At 63.6% G+C, this 19,537-nt stretch carries 18 protein-coding genes and 1 pseudogene; 10 read left to right on the top strand and 9 right to left on the bottom strand.

The window, feature by feature from the left end; all coding sequences use genetic code 11:
* Positions 1-50: 50 nt before the first annotated feature.
* The gene (locus CK222_RS04105; protein WP_067323405.1) at positions 51-731 is read right to left on the bottom strand and encodes a GNAT family N-acetyltransferase; all 681 of its coding nucleotides are present in this window, start codon (positions 729-731) and stop codon (positions 51-53) included.
* 31 nt (positions 732-762) lie between these two features.
* Positions 763-1,233 (bottom strand): annotated as a pseudogene (locus CK222_RS04100) (MarR family transcriptional regulator); the annotation flags it as partial.
* Positions 1,234-1,465: 232 nt separating this feature from the next.
* Between CK222_RS04100 and CK222_RS04095 the strand changes: the two are divergent.
* Entirely contained in the window at positions 1,466-2,503 is a 1,038-nt protein-coding gene (locus CK222_RS04095) for a phosphatidylglycerol lysyltransferase domain-containing protein (protein ID WP_095776798.1), read from the top strand.
* 15 nt (positions 2,504-2,518) lie between these two features.
* Here CK222_RS04095 and CK222_RS04090 read toward each other — a convergent pair whose 3' ends face one another.
* Positions 2,519-3,280, bottom strand: a complete 762-nt coding sequence (locus CK222_RS04090) for an ABC transporter permease (RefSeq protein WP_067324602.1) — start codon at positions 3,278-3,280, stop codon at positions 2,519-2,521.
* A gap of 14 nt (positions 3,281-3,294) precedes the next feature.
* A complete protein-coding gene (locus tag CK222_RS04085; RefSeq protein ID WP_095799510.1) occupies positions 3,295-4,221 on the bottom strand; it encodes an ABC transporter ATP-binding protein in 927 nt (308 codons plus the stop codon).
* A gap of 262 nt (positions 4,222-4,483) precedes the next feature.
* Here CK222_RS04085 and CK222_RS04080 point away from each other — a divergent pair, with 262 nt between their 5' ends.
* Together CK222_RS04080 and CK222_RS04075 are read left to right on the top strand one after the other, a co-directional pair.
* Positions 4,484-5,845, top strand: a complete 1,362-nt coding sequence (locus CK222_RS04080) for a cytochrome ubiquinol oxidase subunit I (protein WP_095799509.1) — start codon at positions 4,484-4,486, stop codon at positions 5,843-5,845.
* Between the two features lie 145 nt (positions 5,846-5,990).
* Complete coding sequence (locus tag CK222_RS04075; protein WP_095799940.1) at positions 5,991-6,995, top strand: cytochrome d ubiquinol oxidase subunit II; 1,005 nt, start codon at positions 5,991-5,993, stop codon at positions 6,993-6,995.
* A gap of 194 nt (positions 6,996-7,189) precedes the next feature.
* Here CK222_RS04075 and msrA read toward each other — a convergent pair whose 3' ends face one another.
* From msrA to CK222_RS04055, 4 genes are all read right to left on the bottom strand, one after another.
* Positions 7,190-7,918 carry a peptide-methionine (S)-S-oxide reductase MsrA gene (gene msrA, locus CK222_RS04070; protein WP_095799508.1) on the bottom strand — a complete coding sequence of 243 codons (729 nt, stop codon included), beginning with the start codon at positions 7,916-7,918 and terminating at the stop codon, positions 7,190-7,192.
* A 120-nt stretch (positions 7,919-8,038) separates the two neighbouring features.
* Complete coding sequence (locus CK222_RS04065) at positions 8,039-8,347, bottom strand: hypothetical protein (RefSeq protein ID WP_095799507.1); 309 nt, start codon at positions 8,345-8,347, stop codon at positions 8,039-8,041.
* An 85-nt stretch (positions 8,348-8,432) separates the two neighbouring features.
* A complete protein-coding gene (locus CK222_RS04060) occupies positions 8,433-9,134 on the bottom strand; it encodes a DUF1223 domain-containing protein (protein WP_095799506.1) in 702 nt (233 codons plus the stop codon).
* 286 nt (positions 9,135-9,420) lie between these two features.
* Entirely contained in the window at positions 9,421-10,440 is a 1,020-nt protein-coding gene (locus tag CK222_RS04055; protein WP_348628796.1) for a pilus assembly protein TadG-related protein, read from the bottom strand.
* A gap of 469 nt (positions 10,441-10,909) precedes the next feature.
* Between CK222_RS04055 and lepA the strand changes: the two genes are divergently transcribed.
* A complete protein-coding gene (gene lepA / locus CK222_RS04050) occupies positions 10,910-12,715 on the top strand; it encodes a translation elongation factor 4 (RefSeq protein ID WP_095782361.1) in 1,806 nt (601 codons plus the stop codon).
* Between the two features lie 34 nt (positions 12,716-12,749).
* Here the strand turns inward: lepA and CK222_RS04045 are convergent, their stop codons facing one another.
* Positions 12,750-14,429 (bottom strand): ATP-binding protein, encoded by a 1,680-nt coding sequence (locus tag CK222_RS04045; RefSeq protein ID WP_095799504.1) that lies wholly within the window; start codon positions 14,427-14,429, stop codon positions 12,750-12,752.
* 157 nt (positions 14,430-14,586) lie between these two features.
* Here CK222_RS04045 and CK222_RS31500 point away from each other — a divergent pair, with 157 nt between their 5' ends.
* The 6 genes from CK222_RS31500 to CK222_RS04020 all read left to right on the top strand — a co-directional run bounded on the left by CK222_RS31500 (position 14,587) and on the right by CK222_RS04020 (position 19,416).
* Positions 14,587-15,039: a hypothetical protein gene (locus CK222_RS31500; RefSeq protein WP_141247036.1), complete on the top strand. Its 453-nt coding sequence runs from the start codon at positions 14,587-14,589 to the stop codon at positions 15,037-15,039.
* Between the two features lie 89 nt (positions 15,040-15,128).
* Positions 15,129-15,629 carry a hypothetical protein gene (locus CK222_RS32170; RefSeq protein WP_164763784.1) on the top strand — a complete coding sequence of 167 codons (501 nt, stop codon included), beginning with the start codon at positions 15,129-15,131 and terminating at the stop codon, positions 15,627-15,629.
* Positions 15,630-15,640: 11 nt separating this feature from the next.
* Complete coding sequence (locus tag CK222_RS04035) at positions 15,641-16,150, top strand: hypothetical protein (protein ID WP_095799503.1); 510 nt, start codon at positions 15,641-15,643, stop codon at positions 16,148-16,150.
* 197 nt (positions 16,151-16,347) lie between these two features.
* On the top strand, positions 16,348-16,695 hold the full coding sequence (locus CK222_RS04030) for a hypothetical protein (RefSeq protein ID WP_095799502.1): 348 nt from the start codon (positions 16,348-16,350) through the stop codon (positions 16,693-16,695).
* A 121-nt stretch (positions 16,696-16,816) separates the two neighbouring features.
* Positions 16,817-17,188 (top strand): DUF559 domain-containing protein, encoded by a 372-nt coding sequence (locus CK222_RS04025; RefSeq protein ID WP_095799501.1) that lies wholly within the window; start codon positions 16,817-16,819, stop codon positions 17,186-17,188.
* 191 nt (positions 17,189-17,379) lie between these two features.
* Positions 17,380-19,416 (top strand): hydantoinase/oxoprolinase family protein, encoded by a 2,037-nt coding sequence (locus CK222_RS04020; RefSeq protein WP_095799500.1) that lies wholly within the window; start codon positions 17,380-17,382, stop codon positions 19,414-19,416.
* Positions 19,417-19,537: the final 121 nt, after the last annotated feature.

Genomic DNA, 19,537 nt, shown 5'->3' with positions numbered 1-19,537 from the left:
CTTAAGCAGGGGGAGGGTTGCGATGATCCGCGACCCTCCTCACCTTGCGATTACTCCACGCCTCGGACCACGGCCATGTTCAGGGTGGTTCTCAACCGGAAGCCGATGGCCTCGTAAAGGCCGACGGCCGGAGCATTGCTGGCGTAGGCGTGCAGGTATGGAACCTCGCCCCGCGCCATGATCCGGTTCGCCACGAACAGCGACAGCAGCTTGGCAAGGCCGCCGCCGCGGAAATCCGGATGCGTGCACACGCCGCTGAGCTCGGAGTAGCCGGGCTGCTTCATGCGCTCGCCGGCCATCGCCGCGAGCCTGCCGTCGATCTTCACGCCCCAGAACTCGCCGAGGCTCAAGGCTTCGAGCGTGAACGGGCCGGGCTTGGTGAGCGATGCCAGAGCGAGCATCTCGGCCGCATCGTCCGGCGTCAGTCGCTGCACGCGCTCGTCGGAGGCGGCCTCAACCGGCTGCTCGGCAACCATCTGCACCAAGGACGCGGTCGAAACCGCGGCAAGTTCCGAAGGCAGGGCGATCGGGTCCGTCTGAACCAGGATGGCGCTTTCAAGCGGCGGGAGCAGCTTGCCCAGGGCTTGTAGGCTTTCCGCATCGTCTGCAACGGTGGCGGCGAAGGGAACGATCGAAGGCCGGTACCGCCTGGCAAGGGTATCGCCTTCCGCAAAGGCCTGATGGCGCGTCGCCAATGCGCTCCAGATCGGACGGTCGAGAACATGTTTCATTGTGCGACGGCCTTGGGCGCGACTGCTTGGCCTTGTCCGCCCGGCGGTCGAGCGGGGTCGCGGCCAGCCGATCCTCGATGGCGGCGAGCTGGCCAAGCAGCGGTCCGGAGAGGTCCGCGCACAATTCCGCGACCGCGCCCTCGATGCGCGGCCAGACGTCGTGCTTCGCGGCGTCGACCAGCCGCTGGCCGTCCGCTGAGAGGGAAACGATCCGGCGCCGCTGGTCGTCATCCGATGGTGTGACTTCGACCAGGCCGAGCTCGGTGAGCAGCGACACGGCCCGCGTCACGCCCGGCTGCGCGATGCCGAGCGACTGCGCCAGTTCGCCGACCGGCAGCGGCCCCAGCCTGTCGAGCGCGGCGAGCAGGGGATACTGGCTCGACTGGATCCGCACATCCAGGCGATCGAGCACGCGCTGCGTGTCGGCCTGCAACTGCTCGCCAATGCGCTTCAGCCTGCTGCCGAGGCAGAGAAAGCCGAGGGACCGCAGAACATCTTCCATCGTCGAACTGCCGGAACGAAAACGATAACATGATATATAACATTGCATCGAAATTCGCAATATGGTTTCACGATGCAGCCGGAGCGCCGGCTTTGGCCGGTAGACATTCCCTCTTCATTCGCCGCCGATAGCATCCTATATGGCGCTGGCGCGACATGACCGATCCGTCGCGCCAAGGCGACTGATTCGAGGCCCGTGGGCTCCGGGTCTTTCATCGGCATGCGGACGCTTGATGCCATCCCTGCGCATCCATATCGACAGGTTTCTTGACGGCGCGGCGCCCAAGGTGCCGCGGCGCGAGCTGACGCATCTCGAGCGCCTGGAGCTGGTGCGGCGCCATGGCGACTTCTCGCTCGCCTATTCCACCGCCGTGCAGCAGAAGCTGTCCTACTTCAGCGAAGGCGATGGCTACATCGCATTCGGCACCAAGATGAAGCACCATTTCGCGCTGGGCGATCCGGTCGTCGATCCGCCGGACCGGCCGGGCTACATCAAGCGCTTCGTCGAGGCAGCCGGCGGCCCCTGGTTCGTTCAGATAAGCGCCGCCACGGCAAAGGTACTGGCCGGGCTCGGTTATCAGATCAATCGGCTGGGCGTCGACACAAGGCTGCAGCTGCCGGCGCATGATTTCTCCGGCAAGCGCAACGAGACCGTGCGCTATTCGGAGCGCTGGCTGGCGAAGAAGGGCTTCACCTTCGCCGAGGACAGGGCCAACATGCTGCTCGACGAGGTTTCCCGGCTGTCCGAGAATTGGCGCGGCGAGCGCATCGTCAAACGCTGGGAGATGGGCTTCCTGAACCGCCCTTTCGCCGACCATCTCGGCGCCGACATGCGCCGCTTCGTCCTCCACGGCCCGCAGGGTGAGCTCGTCGCCATCCTCGATTTCGATCCGCTGTTCAGCAATGGCGAGGTCATCGGCTATACCACCGCCTTCAAGCGCAAGCAGGTCGACGCCACGCCGCATGCCGAGATCGGCCTGACCAAATTCGCCGTCGATCGCTTTCGCGAGGAGGGCGTTTCGGTGGTCACGCTTGGCCTGTCGCCGCTGCTCGACGTCGAGCCGAGCGGCTTTGCCGAATCGAGCTTCTGGCGCAGCACCTTCCGGCGCGCCTACGAGTCGCCCTGGGTCAACCGCTCGCGCTTCAACCTGCAGGGCCAGGCCGCCTTCAAGCGCCGCTTCCACGGGCTGGAGGAGCCGACCTACATTGCCTTCCGCAAGGGAACGCTGATGGAGATGCTTGGACTGCTGCGGCTGATCAAGGCGATTTGAAGCAAGCCCTGTTCGTCAATTCCTCAGCCGATACCCGGTCCTGAAAATCCACGCCACGATTGCGATGCAGGCGGCCAAAAACACCAGCGTCATGCCGAGGCTGACGCCGACCGAGACGTCCGCTTTGCCGTAGAAACTCCAGCGGAACCCGCTGATCAGGTAGACGACCGGGTTGAACAGCGTGATCGTCTTCCACATGCCGGGCAGCATATGGATCGAATAGAAGCTGCCGCCCAGAAAGGTGAGCGGCGTGACGATCAGCAGCGGCACCAGCTGCAACTGCTCGAAGGTCTTGGCCCAGATGCCGATGATGAAGCCGAACAGGCTAAAGGTCACCGCCGTCAGCACCAGGAAGGCGATCATCCAGAACGGGTGCTCGATCCTGAGCGGCACGAACAGCGCCGCGGTCGCCAAGATGATCAGCCCGAGCATGATCGATTTGGTCGCCGCGCCTCCGACATAGGCGATGATGATCTCGAGATAGGAGACCGGCGCCGACAAGAGCTCGTAGATCGAGCCGACGAATTTCGGGAAATAGATCGCGAACGACGCGTTCGAGATCGACTGCGTCAAAAGCGAAAGCATCATCAGCCCCGGCACGATGAAAGCGCCGTAGCTGATGCCGTCGATCTCGGTGATGCGCGAGCCGATCGCCGAGCCGAAGACGACGAAATAGAGCGATGTCGAGATCACCGGCGAGACGATGCTTTGCAGCACCGTACGGAACGCACGCGCCATCTCCATCCGGTAGATCGCCCACACTGCACGAAGGTTCATAGCCGCGTGGCGGTTCATGGCTCTTGCCTCAGCAGATTGACGAAGATCTCTTCGAGCGTGCTGTTTTTGGTATCGAGGTCGTGAAACTGAATGCCAGCGGCCTCGAGATCGCGGATCAGCGAGGCGACGCCCGGCCGGTCGCTCTGGCTGTCATAGGTGTAGGTGAGTTCGTTGCCGTCCGCCGACAGCTCCAGCGCATAGCGCGACAGGCCCTCGGGCAACGCGCCGAGCGGCGCGCGCAGCTCCAGCGTCATCTGCTTGCGGCCGAGTTTGCGCATCAACTCGGCCTTACCTTCGACCAGGATGATCTCGCCGCGGTTGATGACGCCGACGCGGTCGGCCATGGCTTCGGCCTCCTCGATGTAATGCGTCGTCAGAATGATGGTGACGCCGTCCTCGCGCAGCCGCCTGACCATCGCCCACATGTCCTGGCGCAGCTCGACGTCGACGCCCGCCGTCGGCTCGTCGAGGAACAGCACGCGCGGTTCGTGCGACAGCGCCTTGGCAATCATCAGCCGGCGCTTCATGCCACCCGAAAGCGTGATGGCCTTGGCGTCCTTCTTGTCCCAAAGCGAGAGATCGCGCAGCACCTTCTCGACGAAAGCCTTGTCGGGCGCCTTGCCGAACAGGCCGCGGCTGTAGTTCACCGTCGCCCAGACCGTCTCGAAGGCGTCTATGGTGAGCTCCTGCGGCACCAGCCCGATCAGGCTGCGCGCCGCGCGGTAGTCCCTGCCGATATCATGACCATCGACGGTGACGCTGCCCGACGAGCGGTTGACGATGCCGCAGACGATCGAGATCAGCGTCGTCTTGCCGGCGCCGTTCGGCCCGAGCAGGGCGAAGATCTCGCCGCGCTCGATGTCGAGGTTGATTTCCTTCAGCGCCTTGAAACCGGTGGCATAGGTTTTCGTGACGCCGGAGATGGAGATGATGGGTGACATGCTGAAATATGGCCGGCTGGAAAACGTGACCTGATATAGGTCGGATGTCGTTTTATGCAAATCGGCAATCGACCGTGCTCCTGACAGTTCTCGACAGTCGCCGCCGCTCGCGGCCTCCCACGGCGCCGGCAAGCTGTCACGCGATGCGTGTGTCCATGACCGCCCGGCGCTGCGACAACGCGCCTCGCGTGACGCCGCGCCGCTTTGACCGATGCGTGTTCGAAGCCTATCTTTCAAGCCTGAATTGCAGCCGGAGCCCAGCATGGACCCGCTCATCCTGTCGCGCATCCAGTTCGGCGCGAATATCTCGTTCCATATTCTGTTTCCGGCGATCACCATTGCACTTGGCTGGGTGCTTCTCTTCTTCAAGCTCCGCTACAACGCGACCGGCGACTCGGCCTGGATGCGCGCGTATTTCACCTGGGTGAAGGTGTTCGCGCTGTCCTTCGCCATGGGCGTGGTGTCGGGCGTCACCATGAGCTTCCAGTTCGGCACCAACTGGCCGGGCTATATGGAAACGGTCGGCAACATCGCCGGGCCGCTGCTTGCCTATGAGGTGCTGACCGCCTTCTTTCTCGAGGCGGCCTTCCTCGGCATCATGCTGTTCGGCTTCCGCCGCGTCTCCAACCGCATCCACACGCTGGCGACCGTGCTGGTGGCGGGCGGCACCACGGTTTCCGCCTTCTGGATCATCGCGCTGAACTCCTGGATGCAGACGCCGGCCGGCTTCGAGATGATCGACGGCAAGGCGCATGCCCTCGACTGGTGGGCGGTCATCTTCAATCCGTCCATGCCCTACCGGCTGGTCCACATGCTGCTCGCCTCCGGGCTCACGGTCTCCTTCCTGATCGCCGGCTGCTCGGCGCTGCGCTACCTTTATGGCGACCGCTCGGAATCGATGTGGAAGGCGCTGCGCACCGGCGTCTTCGCCGCCGCCATCCTGATTCCGATCCAGATCTTTGCCGGCGACCAGCACGGCTTGAACACGCTCGAGCACCAGCCGCAGAAAATCGCCGCCATGGAAGCGAACTGGAACACCGGCGCCCACGTGCCGCTGGTGCTGTTCGCGCTGCCCGACGAGGCGGCCAAGGAAAACAGGTTCGAGCTCGCCATTCCCGACGGCGCCAGCCTGATCCTGCGACACAGCACAAGCGGCGTCGTGCCCGGCCTCAACGACTATCCGGGCAACCACCCGCCGGTCTTCCCGGTGTTCTGGGGTTTCCGCGTCATGGTCGGCACCGGCATCCTGATGCTCATCGTCTCCTGGTCGGCGGCCTTCTTCCTCAAGCGTCGCCGCAGCCTGCCTAAGCCGCTGGCCCTGATCATGGTTCCGATGGCGCTGTCCGGCTGGCTGGCGACGCTGGCCGGCTGGTACACGACCGAGATCGGCCGCCAGCCCTGGCTGGTCACCGGGATATTGAAGACGGCCGATGCCGTCAGCCCGGTCGCCGGCAGCCATGTCGCGCTGACCCTGGCCGTCTATCTCATCCTCTATGTGCTGCTCTTGATCGCCTATCTCGGCGTGCTGGTGCATCTGGCGCTGAAGGCGGCCAAGGAAGGTGACACCTCGCCGCTGCCCGGCGTCATGAACGCCGCGATGTCGCAGCCGGCCGCCGGAGAATGAACATGCAGGCGCAAGACAAGCGGGGCGGTCGGTTCGATGCGGGGCTTTCTTCTGAGGTCGGCGCTGCCCCTCACGTTGCGGTCGGCACGGGTGCTTCAAACAGTATGGCCGCCTGTCGGACCAATCTCGGTTGGAGGAAAAGAAGATGACCTTCGACTGGCCCACCGCGCTTCCGCTGATCTTTGCCGGCCTGATGGGCCTCGCCATCCTGATCTACGTCATTCTCGACGGTTTCGACCTCGGCATCGGCATCCTGTTCGCAGGCGCCGAAGATGCCGAGCAGGACACGATGATCGCGGCGATCGGCCCGTTCTGGGACGCCAACGAGACCTGGCTGGTGCTGGCGGTCGGCCTCTTGCTGGTCGCCTTCCCGATGGCGCACGGCACCATCCTCACCGCGCTCTATATCCCGGTGTTCCTGCTGTTGGTCGGCTTGATCCTGCGCGGCGTTGCCTTCGATTTCCGCGCCAAGGTGCCGGCCGGCAAGAAGCACCGCTGGAACCGCATCTTCTTTCTCGGCTCCACCATGGCCTCGCTGGCGCAGGGCTATATGCTCGGCGTCTATGTGCTCGGCCTCGATGTCGGCATTGGCGGCATGGCCTTCGGCGCGCTGGTCGCGCTCTGCCTATCGGCGGCCTACGCCGCCATGGGCTCGGCCTGGCTGATCTACAAGACCGAGGGCGACCTGCAAGGAAAGGCGGTGCGCTGGCTGCGCGTCACGCTGGTGCTGACTGCGCTCGGCATGGTCGCGGTCTCTTTGGCCACGCCCTTCGCCAGCCCGCGCATCTTCGACAGATGGTTCCTCTGGCCGGAGATCCTCTATCTGTCGCCGCTGCCGATCGTATCGGGGCTCCTGTTCCTGTGGCTGTGGCGGCAGACGTTTCATCTGCCCAAGCCCGACGACCGGCATGCGCTGCGGCCATTCCTGACCCTGGCCGCCATCTTCGCGCTCGGCTTCGCCGGGCTTGCCTGGTCGTTCTATCCCTATGTCGTGCCCGACAAGCTGACGATCTGGCAGGCCGCCTCGGCGCCGGAGAGCCTGGCCTTCATCCTGGTCGGCACCGTCGTCGTGCTGCCGATCATCATTTTCTATTCGTTCTACGCCTATCGCGTGTTCGGCGGCAAGGCGACGGATCTGACCTACGATTGAGGAGAGGCGTTGGTGACGGCGTCTTTCTCCCCGTCACCATACGGGGAGAAATGCCCGGCAGGGCAATGAGGGGCAGCGCAAACCTGTCAAGCAAAGCGGCGGCCCGTTCCTGCAAATGCCGGCGCCGCCCCTCATCCGCCTGCCGGCACCTTCTCCCCGTATAGTGACGGGGAGAAGGCCTAAGATGGTCATCCTCAGCTCTTGCTACTTGCCAGCACCAGCACCGGCTTCTCGCTGTAGAGCGCGGGAAACAGCGCTTTCAAATTCTCGATCTTCGGCAGGTCGTTGTAGACGATATAGGGGTAGGTCGGGTTCAGCGTCAGGAAATCCTGATGGTAATCCTCGGCCGGATAAAAGGTCTTGCCGGTCTCCAGCGTCGTCACGATCGGTTTCGAAAACACCTTGGCCTTGTCGAGCTGGGCGATGTAGCTCTCGGCGATCTTCTTCTGCTCGTCGTTCTCGGCAAAGATCGTCGAGCGGTACTGCGTGCCCTGGTCCGGCCCCTGGTAATTGAGCTGCGTCGGGTTGTGCGCGACCGAGAAATAGACCTGCAGCAACTGGCCATAGGTGACCTTCGACGGATCGTAGGTGATCTCGACCGATTCAGCGTGGCCGGTGCGGCCGGTGCCGACGATCTCGTAGACGGCGTTCTCGGCGCTGCCGCCAGCGTAGCCGGAGACGGCCTTGCTGACGCCCTTGACGTGCTGGAACACGCCCTGCACGCCCCAGAAGCAGCCGCCGGCGAAGATGGCTTTCTCCGTGCCGCTGGCGGCCTTTTCATCCATGGCCGGCGGCGGGATCACCACCGCGTCCTCGGCCGAACGCGCCGGCGTCTGCCAGAAGGCGGCCGCGGCCGCCGTCAGCACCAGCGCTGCAAGCGGGGCCAGCGAGCGCCGCGCCGCCTTTTTGTCGATGCCGTTCATGTCGGATCTCCTTGTTCGTTGTTCCACTATATACGAAGCAAGCCGTCCCAGGTTTCTCACTTTGCCGTGCGGCGGCTTATCGCCGACGGCGATTGTTGCCAAGAGACCGGGGCCGCTGACTTATTGCGCCGGCGCCATCGCGTCGGCAGGCTTCATCGCATCCGTCACGGGCTTCATCGCATCCGCCGGCTTCATGGCATCCGTGGCGGGTTTCATCGCCTGGGTCGCCATCGCATCGGGCTTCATTTTATCCGCGGGCTTCATCGCGCCGGTCGGCATCATAGCATCGGTCGCCGGCTTCATGGCTTCGGTCGCCATCGCATTGGCGGGCTTCATCGCGTCGGTCGTGTCGTCGGCGCGGGCGCCGGCAACCAACGCGGCAGCGGCAAGCGCGAAGGCCAGCGTCGGCAGCGTGAGGAATTTGGTCATGCTAGTTCTCCTTGGGTTGCGGCGCGCGGATGCGGGCCCTTGGTTAAGCGTTGCCGCCTGCCGCGGCCCCGCGCGAAAAGAAAAATCAGTTTGCCGCGGCGGCCAGGATCGGCCCGCCGGCCGGCGTCTGCACCAGCACTGCCGTGCTCAAGCCCCCGGGTGCCGCAGGCAGCGGCAGCGTCGTCGCCTCGCCGTTCCAGCGGCCGAGCCTCTGCAGCGAATGCACGACATTGGCATGCGGCAGCGTGCGTCCGGTGTTCTCGCCGCGCGCCACCGGCACCTCGACGACGCCGCGTGCGTAGCGCACCAGCCAGACATCGGCCGCCCCGCCGGGCGCCGTGCCGGCGCCGATGCTCACCTTGCCGTCGCCGAGCGAGAGCGCCGGACCCGAGGCGTGCGGGGTTGTCGAGATCAGCCGCTCGATCTCGCCGGGCGCCGCACCGACGGCGTCGGCGCTGCCGTTCACCACCACCTGCGGCGTGAACGGCCCGTCATGGCCGAGCGGCGGCTCGTAGGCGACCTGGCGCTGGGTGAATTCCTGCCGGCCGAAACTGTCCTTCCAGCCGAGATAGTCCCAGTAGGTGACGTTGAAGGACAGCGCCAGCACGCCCGGACGGTCCTTGATCTTGATCAGATTGGCATTGGCCGGCGGGCAGGACGAGCAGCCCTGGCTGGTGAACAGCTCGACCACGGTAAGCGGCTCGGCGGAAGCGGCATTGAGCGTGGCGGCAAGCGCAGCAAATGCCGCGCCGGCAAGCAGGCCGATCCTTGGCTTCAATCCGGTCATGGGAAGCAGTCTCCGTAGCGGGGCAATGCTCCCATTTCGCCGCCGCGGAGGACTTCGTTACAGCTTCACCGGTTTGTGATTGAGAGGCGCCTTCCCCTTCTCCCCTTGCGGGAGAAGGTGGATCGGCGCACAGCGCCGAGACGGATGAGGGGCGCTCCAGCGGAGTGAGACGCTCGCGAGCGCGTCTGCTAGATTCTTGTCTAGACTTAAGGCGCCGCCAAGCTGGAGCACCCCTCATCCGTCGCCTTCGGCGACACCTTCTCCCACAAGGGGAGAAGGGAGGGCGCTACTGCGTCAGCACCGTCTCGGACGGGCGCTGATTGAAGGCGCATTTGCCGGTCACATTGTAGAAGAAATCGGCATTGGAAACCGGCGCCGGCACCGGGTTGCCGCCGTCTTCCCAGGCCTGGTAGCCGGTCTGGCCGCAGGGCACTGAGGTGAAGATGTCGACTTTCTGGCCGGTCGCGACCTCGGGCATATCGGTGGCGCTGGTGCCGATGTAGAGCCGGTTCGAGGTGTTGGGATCGTTCGACTTCAGCACCTTCGGGTTGCCCGAGGGAACGTCCATTTGCAGATAGAGCTGGTCCATCTGGCTGACATCGATCACCGCGCCGGCGCCGTTGGCCGGATAGAAGGTATCGGCGCAGGTCGTGACGTACTTGTTGCTGCCGCTGGTCTGGGTGATCGCCCCGCTCGGCAGATTGTTGAAATTGTCGACCGTCGAGGTCGTGCAGACCTGTTTCTGCACCACGGTCTTCGTCGATCCGTTGATGGTGCTCACCGTGGTTGTGCCGTAGCCCTTCGGGTCGCCATAGCCGTTGTAGTTATAGCTGATCGTCATCAGCGGCTTGGCCTTGGTCTGGCCGAACTGGGTGCCGTAGAGGGTCATCGTCTTGTTCCAGTAGCCCGACACCTTCGTCACCTTGAAGGTGGACTGCACCAGCGCCGGCGCCTTGCGCACCGAGGAGCCGACGCCGACATCGACCGAATTGATCCTCGCGATCTGCATGAAACTGGTCGGCATCGGATAGGCCGCCGTGGCGCTGAACGTCGCCGTGCCGTCGGCGGCGACGTTGACGGCGGTGAGCGTCGCGTCGCCCAGCCCGCTATTGGCGACATAGGCTTGCTGCAGCGCCGTCTGGCGGTCGGCCTTCGAGGTGGTGGTCGGCAGCGTGGTGATCGACAGGATCGCGGCGTCCAGCGCCTGCTGCATGTTGCTCCTGGTCGTCACCGCCGAGGTGTAGTCGACGGAAAAGCCGACCGCGAGCAGCAGCGGGATCGCCAACAGCGCCATCATCGGCAGCATCGAGCCGCCTTGCGATCGAACGAAATCTCTTGCCGACGAGAACATGCCCCAACCCCATACACACCGGCAATGCAACCTGCCTGCCACCAGAGGTGGAGATATGCCCAAAATGAGTGCATGAAAGTTTAAGTGGATTTGAATTTTTGCGCGGAGGCGCCCTAGCCTTCAAACGCTTGCGCTGCCCCTCACCTGCCTGCCGGCATCCTCTCCCCGTGTGGTAACGGGGAGAGGGGCGCCCCCATCGACGATTTCGCCAATTTGGAACGCTGCAAGAAAGGTACCGAGGCGGCGGCCAGTCCCTTCTCCCCGTCACTTACGGCGAGAAGTGCCCGGCAGGGCGATGAGGGGCAGCGCCGGCCTCCGATCATTGGCCGTGTTCAGACATTGGCGAGCGTGTTTGCCTGCTCTGCTCCGATCTCCCCGGGCCCACCGCTTGCCCCTTAAACCCGCCCCTGCTAAAGCGCGCCGCATGACGACGCCCCTCGACCACATCCGCAATTTCTCCATCGTCGCCCATATCGACCATGGCAAATCCACGCTTGCCGACCGGCTGATCCAGCTCACCGGCGCGCTGGAGGAGCGCGACATGAAGGAGCAGGTGCTGGACTCGATGGACATCGAGCGCGAGCGCGGCATCACCATCAAGGCCCAGACCGTTCGGCTCAACTACCGCGCCAAGAACGGCGAGGATTATGTGCTGAACCTCATCGACACCCCCGGCCATGTCGACTTCGCCTATGAAGTTTCGCGCTCTTTGGCCGCCTGCGAGGGCTCGCTGCTGGTGGTCGACGCCTCCCAGGGGGTCGAGGCGCAGACCTTGGCCAATGTCTATCAGGCGATCGACAACAACCACGAGATTGTCGTGGTGCTGAACAAGGTCGACCTGCCGGCGGCCGAGCCCGAGCGCATCCGCGAGCAGGTCGAGGAGGTGATCGGCCTCGACGCCTCCAACGCCGTGCTGATCTCGGCCAAGACCGGGCTGGGCGTGCCGGACGTGCTGGAGGCGATCGTCCACCAGCTGCCGCCGCCGCGCGAGGGCGACATCGCGGCACCCTTGAAGGCGATGCTGGTCGACAGCTGGTACGACGCCTATCTCGGCGTCATCGTGCTGGTCCGCGTCATCGACGGCGTGATGAAGAAGGGCCAGACCATCCGCATGATGGGCACCGGCGCAAAATATCTCGTCGAGCGCACCGGCGTCTTCAAGCCGGCCCGCGTCAATGTCGACGAGCTCGGCCCCGGCGAATTCGGCTTCTTCACCGGCTCGATCAAGGAAGTGGCCGACACCCGCGTCGGCGACACCATCACCGAGGACCGCCGCCCGACGCAAAAGGCGCTGCCCGGCTTCAAGCCGGCGCAGCCGGTGGTGTTCTGCGGCCTGTTCCCTGTCGACGCCGCCGATTTCGAGGATCTGCGCGCCGCCGTCGGCAAGCTGCGCCTCAACGACGCCTCCTTCTCCTATGAAATGGAGACCTCGGCCGCGCTCGGCTTCGGCTTCCGCTGCGGCTTCCTCGGGCTCTTGCATCTGGAGATCATCCAGGAGCGGCTGGAGCGCGAGTTCAACCTCGACCTCATCGCCACAGCGCCGTCCGTCGTCTACCGCATGAACCTCATCGACGGCACGACGAAGGAACTGCACAACCCGGCCGACATGCCCGACGTGGTCAAGATCGCCTCGATCGAGGAGCCATGGATCCGCGCCACCATCCTCACGCCCGACGACTATCTCGGCGGGATTCTTAAGCTTTGCCAGGACAGGCGCGGCATCCAGGCCGATCTCTCCTATGTCGGCAAGCGCGCCATGCTGACCTACGATTTGCCGCTCAACGAGGTCGTGTTCGATTTCTACGACCGGCTGAAGTCGATCTCCAAGGGCTACGCCTCCTTCGACTATCACCTCACCAACTACCGCGAGGGCGACCTGGTGAAGATGTCGATCCTGGTCAATGACGAGCCGGTCGACGCTTTGTCCATGCTGGTGCACCGGTCGGCGGCGGAAAAGCGCGGCCGCGCCATGTGCGAGAAGCTGAAGGAGCTGATCCCGCAGCACCTGTTCAAGATCCCGATCCAGGCCGCGATCGGCGGCCGCATCATCGCCCGCGAGACCGTCTCGGCGCTCAGGAAGGACGTCACCGCCAAATGCTACGGCGGCGACGTGACCCGCAAGCGCAAGCTGCTCGACAAGCAGAAAGAGGGCAAGAAGCGGATGCGCCAGTTCGGCAAGGTGGATATCCCGCAGGAGGCGTTCATCCAGGCGCTGAAGATGGGGGATTGAGGGGACGGTTGGCGGGTCAAATCGCCCCTGTTATTCAAAACAATCTCCTATTGGGATATGCGAAGGGAAGCATTTGCGAGATCAAGTCAGAGCCGATCATGACGTCAGGCGTGCTAACTTCCAAGTTACGCAAGGTGATTCCTCTTCTTTGCAACTCCGCATTTATTTTACTGGTTAGGATCTTTCCGCTGCTCTTGGCAGGAAGGTCTAATTGGCCCCACAGGGCGCTTGTTTCTGGTGACCCGCCGTCACGATGGAATCTTGAATTTGCGTCCTGCCGCTTTGCCCGGAACTTCGCCTCCATCTCTTGTTCGTTTTGTTGGAAGGCGGCCGTAACAACTTCAACGGCCAATTCATATGAGATCCCTAATCGAGCGCTGAGATGTCCGGGTAGGCAAAAATAATTCTCGATTTCGACGCCACTACTGACGATCCTTCCAAAGCCGGCGTTGTTGTATTCTTGAAACCATGCATCAATCTCTGCGTTTGTTAGGCAATCGCGATCCCTATAGATCGCGAGCCTGTGCCTGTTTCCAAGCGCACCAAGAAAGGCCCTTAGCGCCGCTGCGGTGCCGAGCTTGGAGACGCCGGAAAAAGGAACCACTGAAACGTCTCGAAACAAATCGGCGTTCTGGAACAAGATTGTTTCCAGAGGTTTCGTGTTTCTGTCTTCGGCGCAAACGATGACCTTTTTGTCCAATGCGCCCCATCCCAGGGCGTCCCTTATCTGGCTGCCGACCGTTGCCGCAGCGACAGTCCCTCGCTCTAACCAAACGGACTGTGCGCCTTCGGATAGACCTGCGGCGATAAACGGACTGTGGGTTGTGATCAGGGCCGTTGAACCACATTCTCTTACTCGCTCCTGCAGGACACCCAGCAATCTGGTCTGAAGTGTTGGATGTAGGTGCGCTTCCGGTTCATCTATAAGGATGAGCTTCGGGCGGAACAGGTACAAATAAGAGAAAATTTGAATAACCTGTAATATACCGGTTCCGGCGTATTCGAGAGGTTTCGCACGGGTCATACCTGCTGTTACGACGGTCGATCTTATGTTGTAGTCGGTATCGTTGTTAAAGTGAGTTGTTATAGTGATGCTGCCATCAGCGTACACATCTCTAACGGCGTTTATGGCGTTACCAAGTTCCCCCTTTTCATCTAGGATAAGAAGAATATTTCGGAGAACAACATTACTATCGCCTGATGCTGCTTTGCGGTACACGTTTCGCTTTGAAAGGCGCTGCTCTTGAAGAGGGATACCGGCAATTCCAGGTATATAAGAAGAAAATACGCTGTCTCGAGACCTAAATAGAGGAATCAACTGGGGGGACACGTTTGGATTGATCGCGATGCCCTCGTTGCGGGCGGATTTGAGCGAAATCGACGCGGTGTATTCGGGTTGAGGCACTGCTGTCTCGTCCACAACAACGAATGAGACCACGCTCTCGGGCGCGATCTGACGATTTCCCCACACGTCGTTGTGTGCCAGTTCCCGATAGTCTTCGGACGGCACATACTCGAGTTCTCTCAGTGATATGGTGGATTGCTTGTTAGCCTCACTCGCTTGGAAGAAGGATCTGCTCGCGAAGTGAATTGCCTGGAGCGTCGATGACTTTCCGGAATTGTTCGAGCCAACCAAAAGGGTAACGTCGGTTAGTTCGATATCAACATCTCTTACGGCCTTGAAATTCCTTATATGAACGCGCTTTACCTTCATCAGAAGAGTTACCCCCAAGTGCGTAATCAGTGCTGACAGACAAATACAACAGCTGGCGCCAGGTTCGCAACGATAGCTCAGGGTTGTCCCCTAGCGTACGTGTGAGGGCTTGCTAAACTCTGCTGTCCGTTGACACCAGTGTGTATAGGAGAGGGATATGGCCATAGAGCCTGAAATCATGGAAGACCCGGTCAAAATTCGTAACTTAATGAACAATGCGCGGACCAAAGGTCGACCAGACATCGTTCTTAGATGTCAAGTCCGGTTGGCGCAACTAGCTGGTCGTGAGTATCAGGACGACTTGGAACGCGAGTTTTGGACAGCTGTTCATGTTGCAGAGGAGTTTGCGACGGCAAAGAACGGCAAAACAACTAAGTTGTCTAGGACGCGTCAGAAAGAGCGGCGCGTTGGAGTAACCCAATGTTTGATAGACTGGGCGTTGGATCCAGACACCACTGAAGGGTTCCGGATGCTATGCGCTGCCCAGCGCCCCGAACTGACGGGTGAGGCAATCGTTGTCCGTCATCGAGATCACTTTGATGAAGCCGTCGTTGCTGGAGCGGAGGCTAAGTTACGGCAGAATGGGATTGACCCGAGCAGAGTAACCTGACCTCAATGGTACTTAGGACCATGTCCTTGGCCACCCTTTGAGAACACTTCCCACTAGCGTATCCTCTTCCCCAACTGGGGAGACATCGCATGCGCTCCACCTCGGACACTGTCGCCGCGATCGGCCTCGCCGTCGGCGGCGCGTTGGGCATGGCAGGCGCCTTCGTTGCAAGCGACGCGCTGCGCGAGACGCTGTGGACCATCGATGGCGTGGGGGTCGTCGTCGCGGCGGCGTTGCTGACGATGAAATACCAGGGGCTGGGCAATGATCTCGTCGCGGCCGGCTTTCTCACTTTCCTCGCCGGCGAAAGCCTCCTTCTGGCCGGCAATGCGGCGGGCCTGCAGGCGAGCGTTCCGTTCTATGTCGGCGGCATTGCGCTGTGGGAGGCGGGGCTCACCATGGTCAGCGCGCCAAAAACCTTCGCGCTCACCGCTTTCGTCGCGGCCGTGCTCTTCGTCGTCTCGGCCCTGATGATCCTCTGGGGCGCGCCGCTTCTGCCCACCTCGGCGCCTTTGCCCGCCGCCGGCTATCCGTTCCTGGTCCTCACCTTTATCGGCTGGATCTGGACGCTGCTCAAATCGGAACGGTGAGCGGGCGAAAAATGGCCGCGCCGCTTGAAATCCGCAACAGCGCCTCCGGCAAGATCCTGCCCGCGGTGGGACCGTTCCTGATCGGCGGCATTTTTGGCTTCGGCGCCCTGCAGGGCCTGGGCTCGGGGGCGTCCGGCGGCCATGTGCTGTGGATCGCGCTGCTCGGCGTCGCCTTCCTGGCGCTTGGCGTCTTCATTTCGCGCGGCGCCTTCGACAATTCGGTCAAGGTCACGCTTGATCAGCGCGGTTTTCGCGATACTCGCGCCGGCGACGTGCTGGTGCCGTGGAACAAGGTGCGGAGCGTGGGCCTCGCCTCCGGCGGCAAGGGCGCGGCGATGCTCAATTTCGAGCTCACCGAGGAGCCGCCCGACGCGATCAAATACGCCGCCGCCAATGCCTTCGGCCTGATGCCCTTCGGCAAGACCACCGTGCACATGGAGATCTCCTCGCTCGACATCCACGACCAGGACTTGATCGCGGCGGTGACGACATTCGCGCCGCACGTGGTGGTGAGGCGCTGATCTCCCCCCTCGAGGGGGAGATGTCGCCAAAGGCGACAGAGGGGGTCGCCGCGCGTGGAGCGCCGACGCCGTGCGGCACGAGATGAGGTCGGCGTTCTACGCGCAAGGACCCCCTCTGACCGCTTCGCGGCCATCTCCCCCTCGAGGGGGGAGATTACCGGTGCTTCCCGTGCTCTACTCCCATCGGGGACCTCGCCATGATTCGCGCTCTGCTCGCCGCTCTTCTCCTCACCGCGCCGGCCTTCGCCGCCGACATGTCGGTCTTTGTCCGCAACCAGCGCTCCGACGGCGTCGCGCTGGAACTGTTCAGCCGCGACAGCGAAAAGGTCTGGCCGGGCGGCGACAAGGTTTTCTTGATCCGCCCGCAGGCGCGCAAATCCGTGCCGATCTCCTGCGAGCCCGGCGAGCACATCTGCTGGGGCGCCTGGGTGGCCGGCAACGATTCCGTCACCGCCGGCGTCGGCCCCGACAACGACCAGCCCTGCGACACCTGCTGCTTCATCTGCACTGACCACTCGACGGAGACGGTGGATCTGGCGGAGTAGGGCACCTCCCTTCTCCCCTTGTGGGAGAAGGTGGCTCGGCGCGCAGCGCCGAGACGGATGAGGGGTGTTGGACGGAGTGCGATGTTGGAGAATTGGACGAAATGAGGCCTAGTCTTCCGCCATGCCGCATCAGCCTGTAGCTCCAACCAAACGGGATTTCGCTCGTCGGATGCGGCGCGAGTCGACAGAGGCGGAGGACCGTCTGTGGCAGGAGCTGCGCGGCCGCCGTCTCGACAAGATCAAGTTCCGCCGGCAGGTGCCAGTGGGTAGATTCGTCGCCGACTTCGTTTGCGCCGAGGCTCGGCTTGTCATCGAAATCGATGGCAGTCAGCATGCGGGCTCGCCCCACGACCAGAAGCGCGACGCCGAATTGAAGGCGAGGGGATTTCGCGTGTTGAGGTTCTGGAATGACGACGTTCTGAAGGACCTCGATGCTGTCTGCGATACCATCATTGCCTATGTGCGGGACGAAGATCTGCAGCCTTGGCGATGATGCCGATGGGCGTATTTGCCAAGCTGGAGCACCCCTCATCCGTCTCGGCGCTGCGCGCCGATCCACCTTCTCCCACAGGGGGAGAAGGGAGCTTGCCCCTCCCTTGGCCCATCGCTCCCGCCTTTATCCGCCGGCCCGTATCGGCTAAGGGGCAGGCACCAAAACCTCTTGCCCGGACTTGCCACCGCCAAATGACCGCCAAGCCAAAACCGCTCTTCCTCGGCATCGACACCGGCGGCACCTATACCGATGCCGTGCTGTGGTCGGAGGAGGGCGGGCCCCTGGACAACCCAACCAAGGGCAAGGTGCTGGCCAAGGCCAAGGCGCTGACCACGCGCCACGATCTCGCCGTCGGCATTTCCGGCGCGGTCGACGCGGTGCTGGAAAAATCCGCCACCGACCCGGCCGCGATCAAGCTGGTGTCGATGTCGACCACGCTTGCCACCAACGCGCTGGTCGAGGGCCAGGGCGGGCGCGTGGCGCTGGTGATGATCGGCTTTGCCGAGGCCGACCTTGCCCGCGACGGGCTGAAGACGGCTCTCGGCAGCGATCCGGTGGTGTTCTGCCCCGGCGGCCACGACGTGCACGGCAATGCCGCGAAGCTCGATCTTTCCGGCCTCGAGGCGGCGTTGCCGGAGCTTGGGGGTTCGGTGTCGGGCTTTGCCGTCTGCGCCTATTTCGCCACCCGCAATCCGGCGCATGAGCTGGCCGCGCGCGACCTGATCCGCGAAAAAACCGGCCTGCCGGTCACCGCCAGCCACGAGCTTTCGGCCAAGCTCGGCGGTCCGCGCCGCGCGCTCACCACTTTGCTCAACGCCCGGCTGATCTCGATGATCGACCGGCTGGTCGCGGCGACCGAAGGCTTTCTTGGCCGTCGCTGCATCGCCGCACCCTTGATGGTGGTGCGCGGCGACGGCGCGCTGGTGTCGGCGGCCTTCGCCCGTCAGCGGCCGATCGAGACCATCCTCTCCGGCCCGGCGGCCAGCCTGGTCGGCGCCCGCCACATGACCGGGCTCGACGACGCCATGGTCTCCGACATCGGCGGCACCACCACCGACGTCGCCGTGCTGGATAGCGGCCGGCCGCGGCTCGATCCGGAAGGCGCCACCGTCGGCGGCTTCCGTACCATGGTCGAAGCCGTCGCCATGCGCACCTTCGGCCTCGGCGGCGACTCCGAAGTAGCGCTGCAGGACGGCGCGCTCGACCCGAAGATCCTGCTCGGGCCGCGCCGCCTGGTGCCGCTGGCGCTGGCCGGCTTGGCGCATGGCGAGGCGGTCACCGCCGAGCTGGAGCGGCAGCTGCGCGCGCCGAATCCCGGCCGCATGGACGGGCGTTTTGCCGTGCGCACCGGCGTGCCGGATCGCCTCGCCGCCGGCCTCACCGCGCCGGAAGCGAAACTCTACGAGGCGATCGGCGCCACCCCGCTGGCGCTTGACCGGCTGCTCAGCTCCAACGCCCAGAACGCTACGCTCAACCGGCTGGTGGCGCGCGGCCTGGTGCACATTTGCGGCTTCACGCCCTCGGACGCCGCCCATGTGCTCGGCAAGCAGTCGAACTGGGATCCCGCCGCCGCCCGTCTCGGCGCCGAGCTGTTTTCTCGCCGCCGCGACGGCCGCGGCCAGGCGATCGCCGCGACGCCGGAAGTGCTCGCCCAGCGCGTGCTCGTCACGCTGACGCGCTGGTCGGCCGAATATATTCTCGAAACCGCCTTCGCCGAGGACGGGCTGGACGGCGCCGCGACCGTCGCGCATGCGCTGGTGCAGCGCGCCGTCGATGCGCATCCCGGCATCGCCCGCTTCAGCGTCGCGCTCGACCGGCCGGTGATCGGCCTCGGCGCCTCGGCGCCGCTGCATTACGCCGGCCTGCCGCCGCTGATCGGCAATGGCTGCATCGTGCCGGAGGACACCGACGTCGCCAACGCGCTCGGCGCCGTCGTCGGCCAGGTGCGGGTCTCGGCCGAAGCCCGCGTCAGCCAGCCCAGGGAAGGGCTTTTCCGGCTCGCCTCGGGGCAGACGGTGCGCGACTTCACCGAGGAGGAAAAGGCGATCGCCGCGGCGGAAGCCGACGTGCGGGCGATCGTTGCCGAACGCGCGAAGAATGCCGGCACCGACAGCGCCGAAATCGATGTGTCCACCGAGTTCAAGGTCTCGACGGTCGAGAACCAGCGCATGTTCATCGAGGCGCATGTGGTGGCGGTGGCCTCAGGGCGCCCAAGGATTGCGGTGTGAGCGCGCCTTCCCCCTTCTCCCCTTGTGGGAGAAGGTGTCGCCGGAGGCGACGGATGAGCGACTATCTGAGGTGTCAAGTTGCATTTGCGAACTCGGTTCGCGCGTCGCGTGCTTTTGCATT

This window comes from Mesorhizobium sp. WSM3866, assembly GCF_002294795.1.
In the GTDB taxonomy this organism is placed as follows: Bacteria; Pseudomonadota; Alphaproteobacteria; order Rhizobiales; family Rhizobiaceae; genus Mesorhizobium.
Note: the sequence above shows the minus strand (reverse complement) of the source record. Positions and strands in the feature narration are given on the sequence as shown.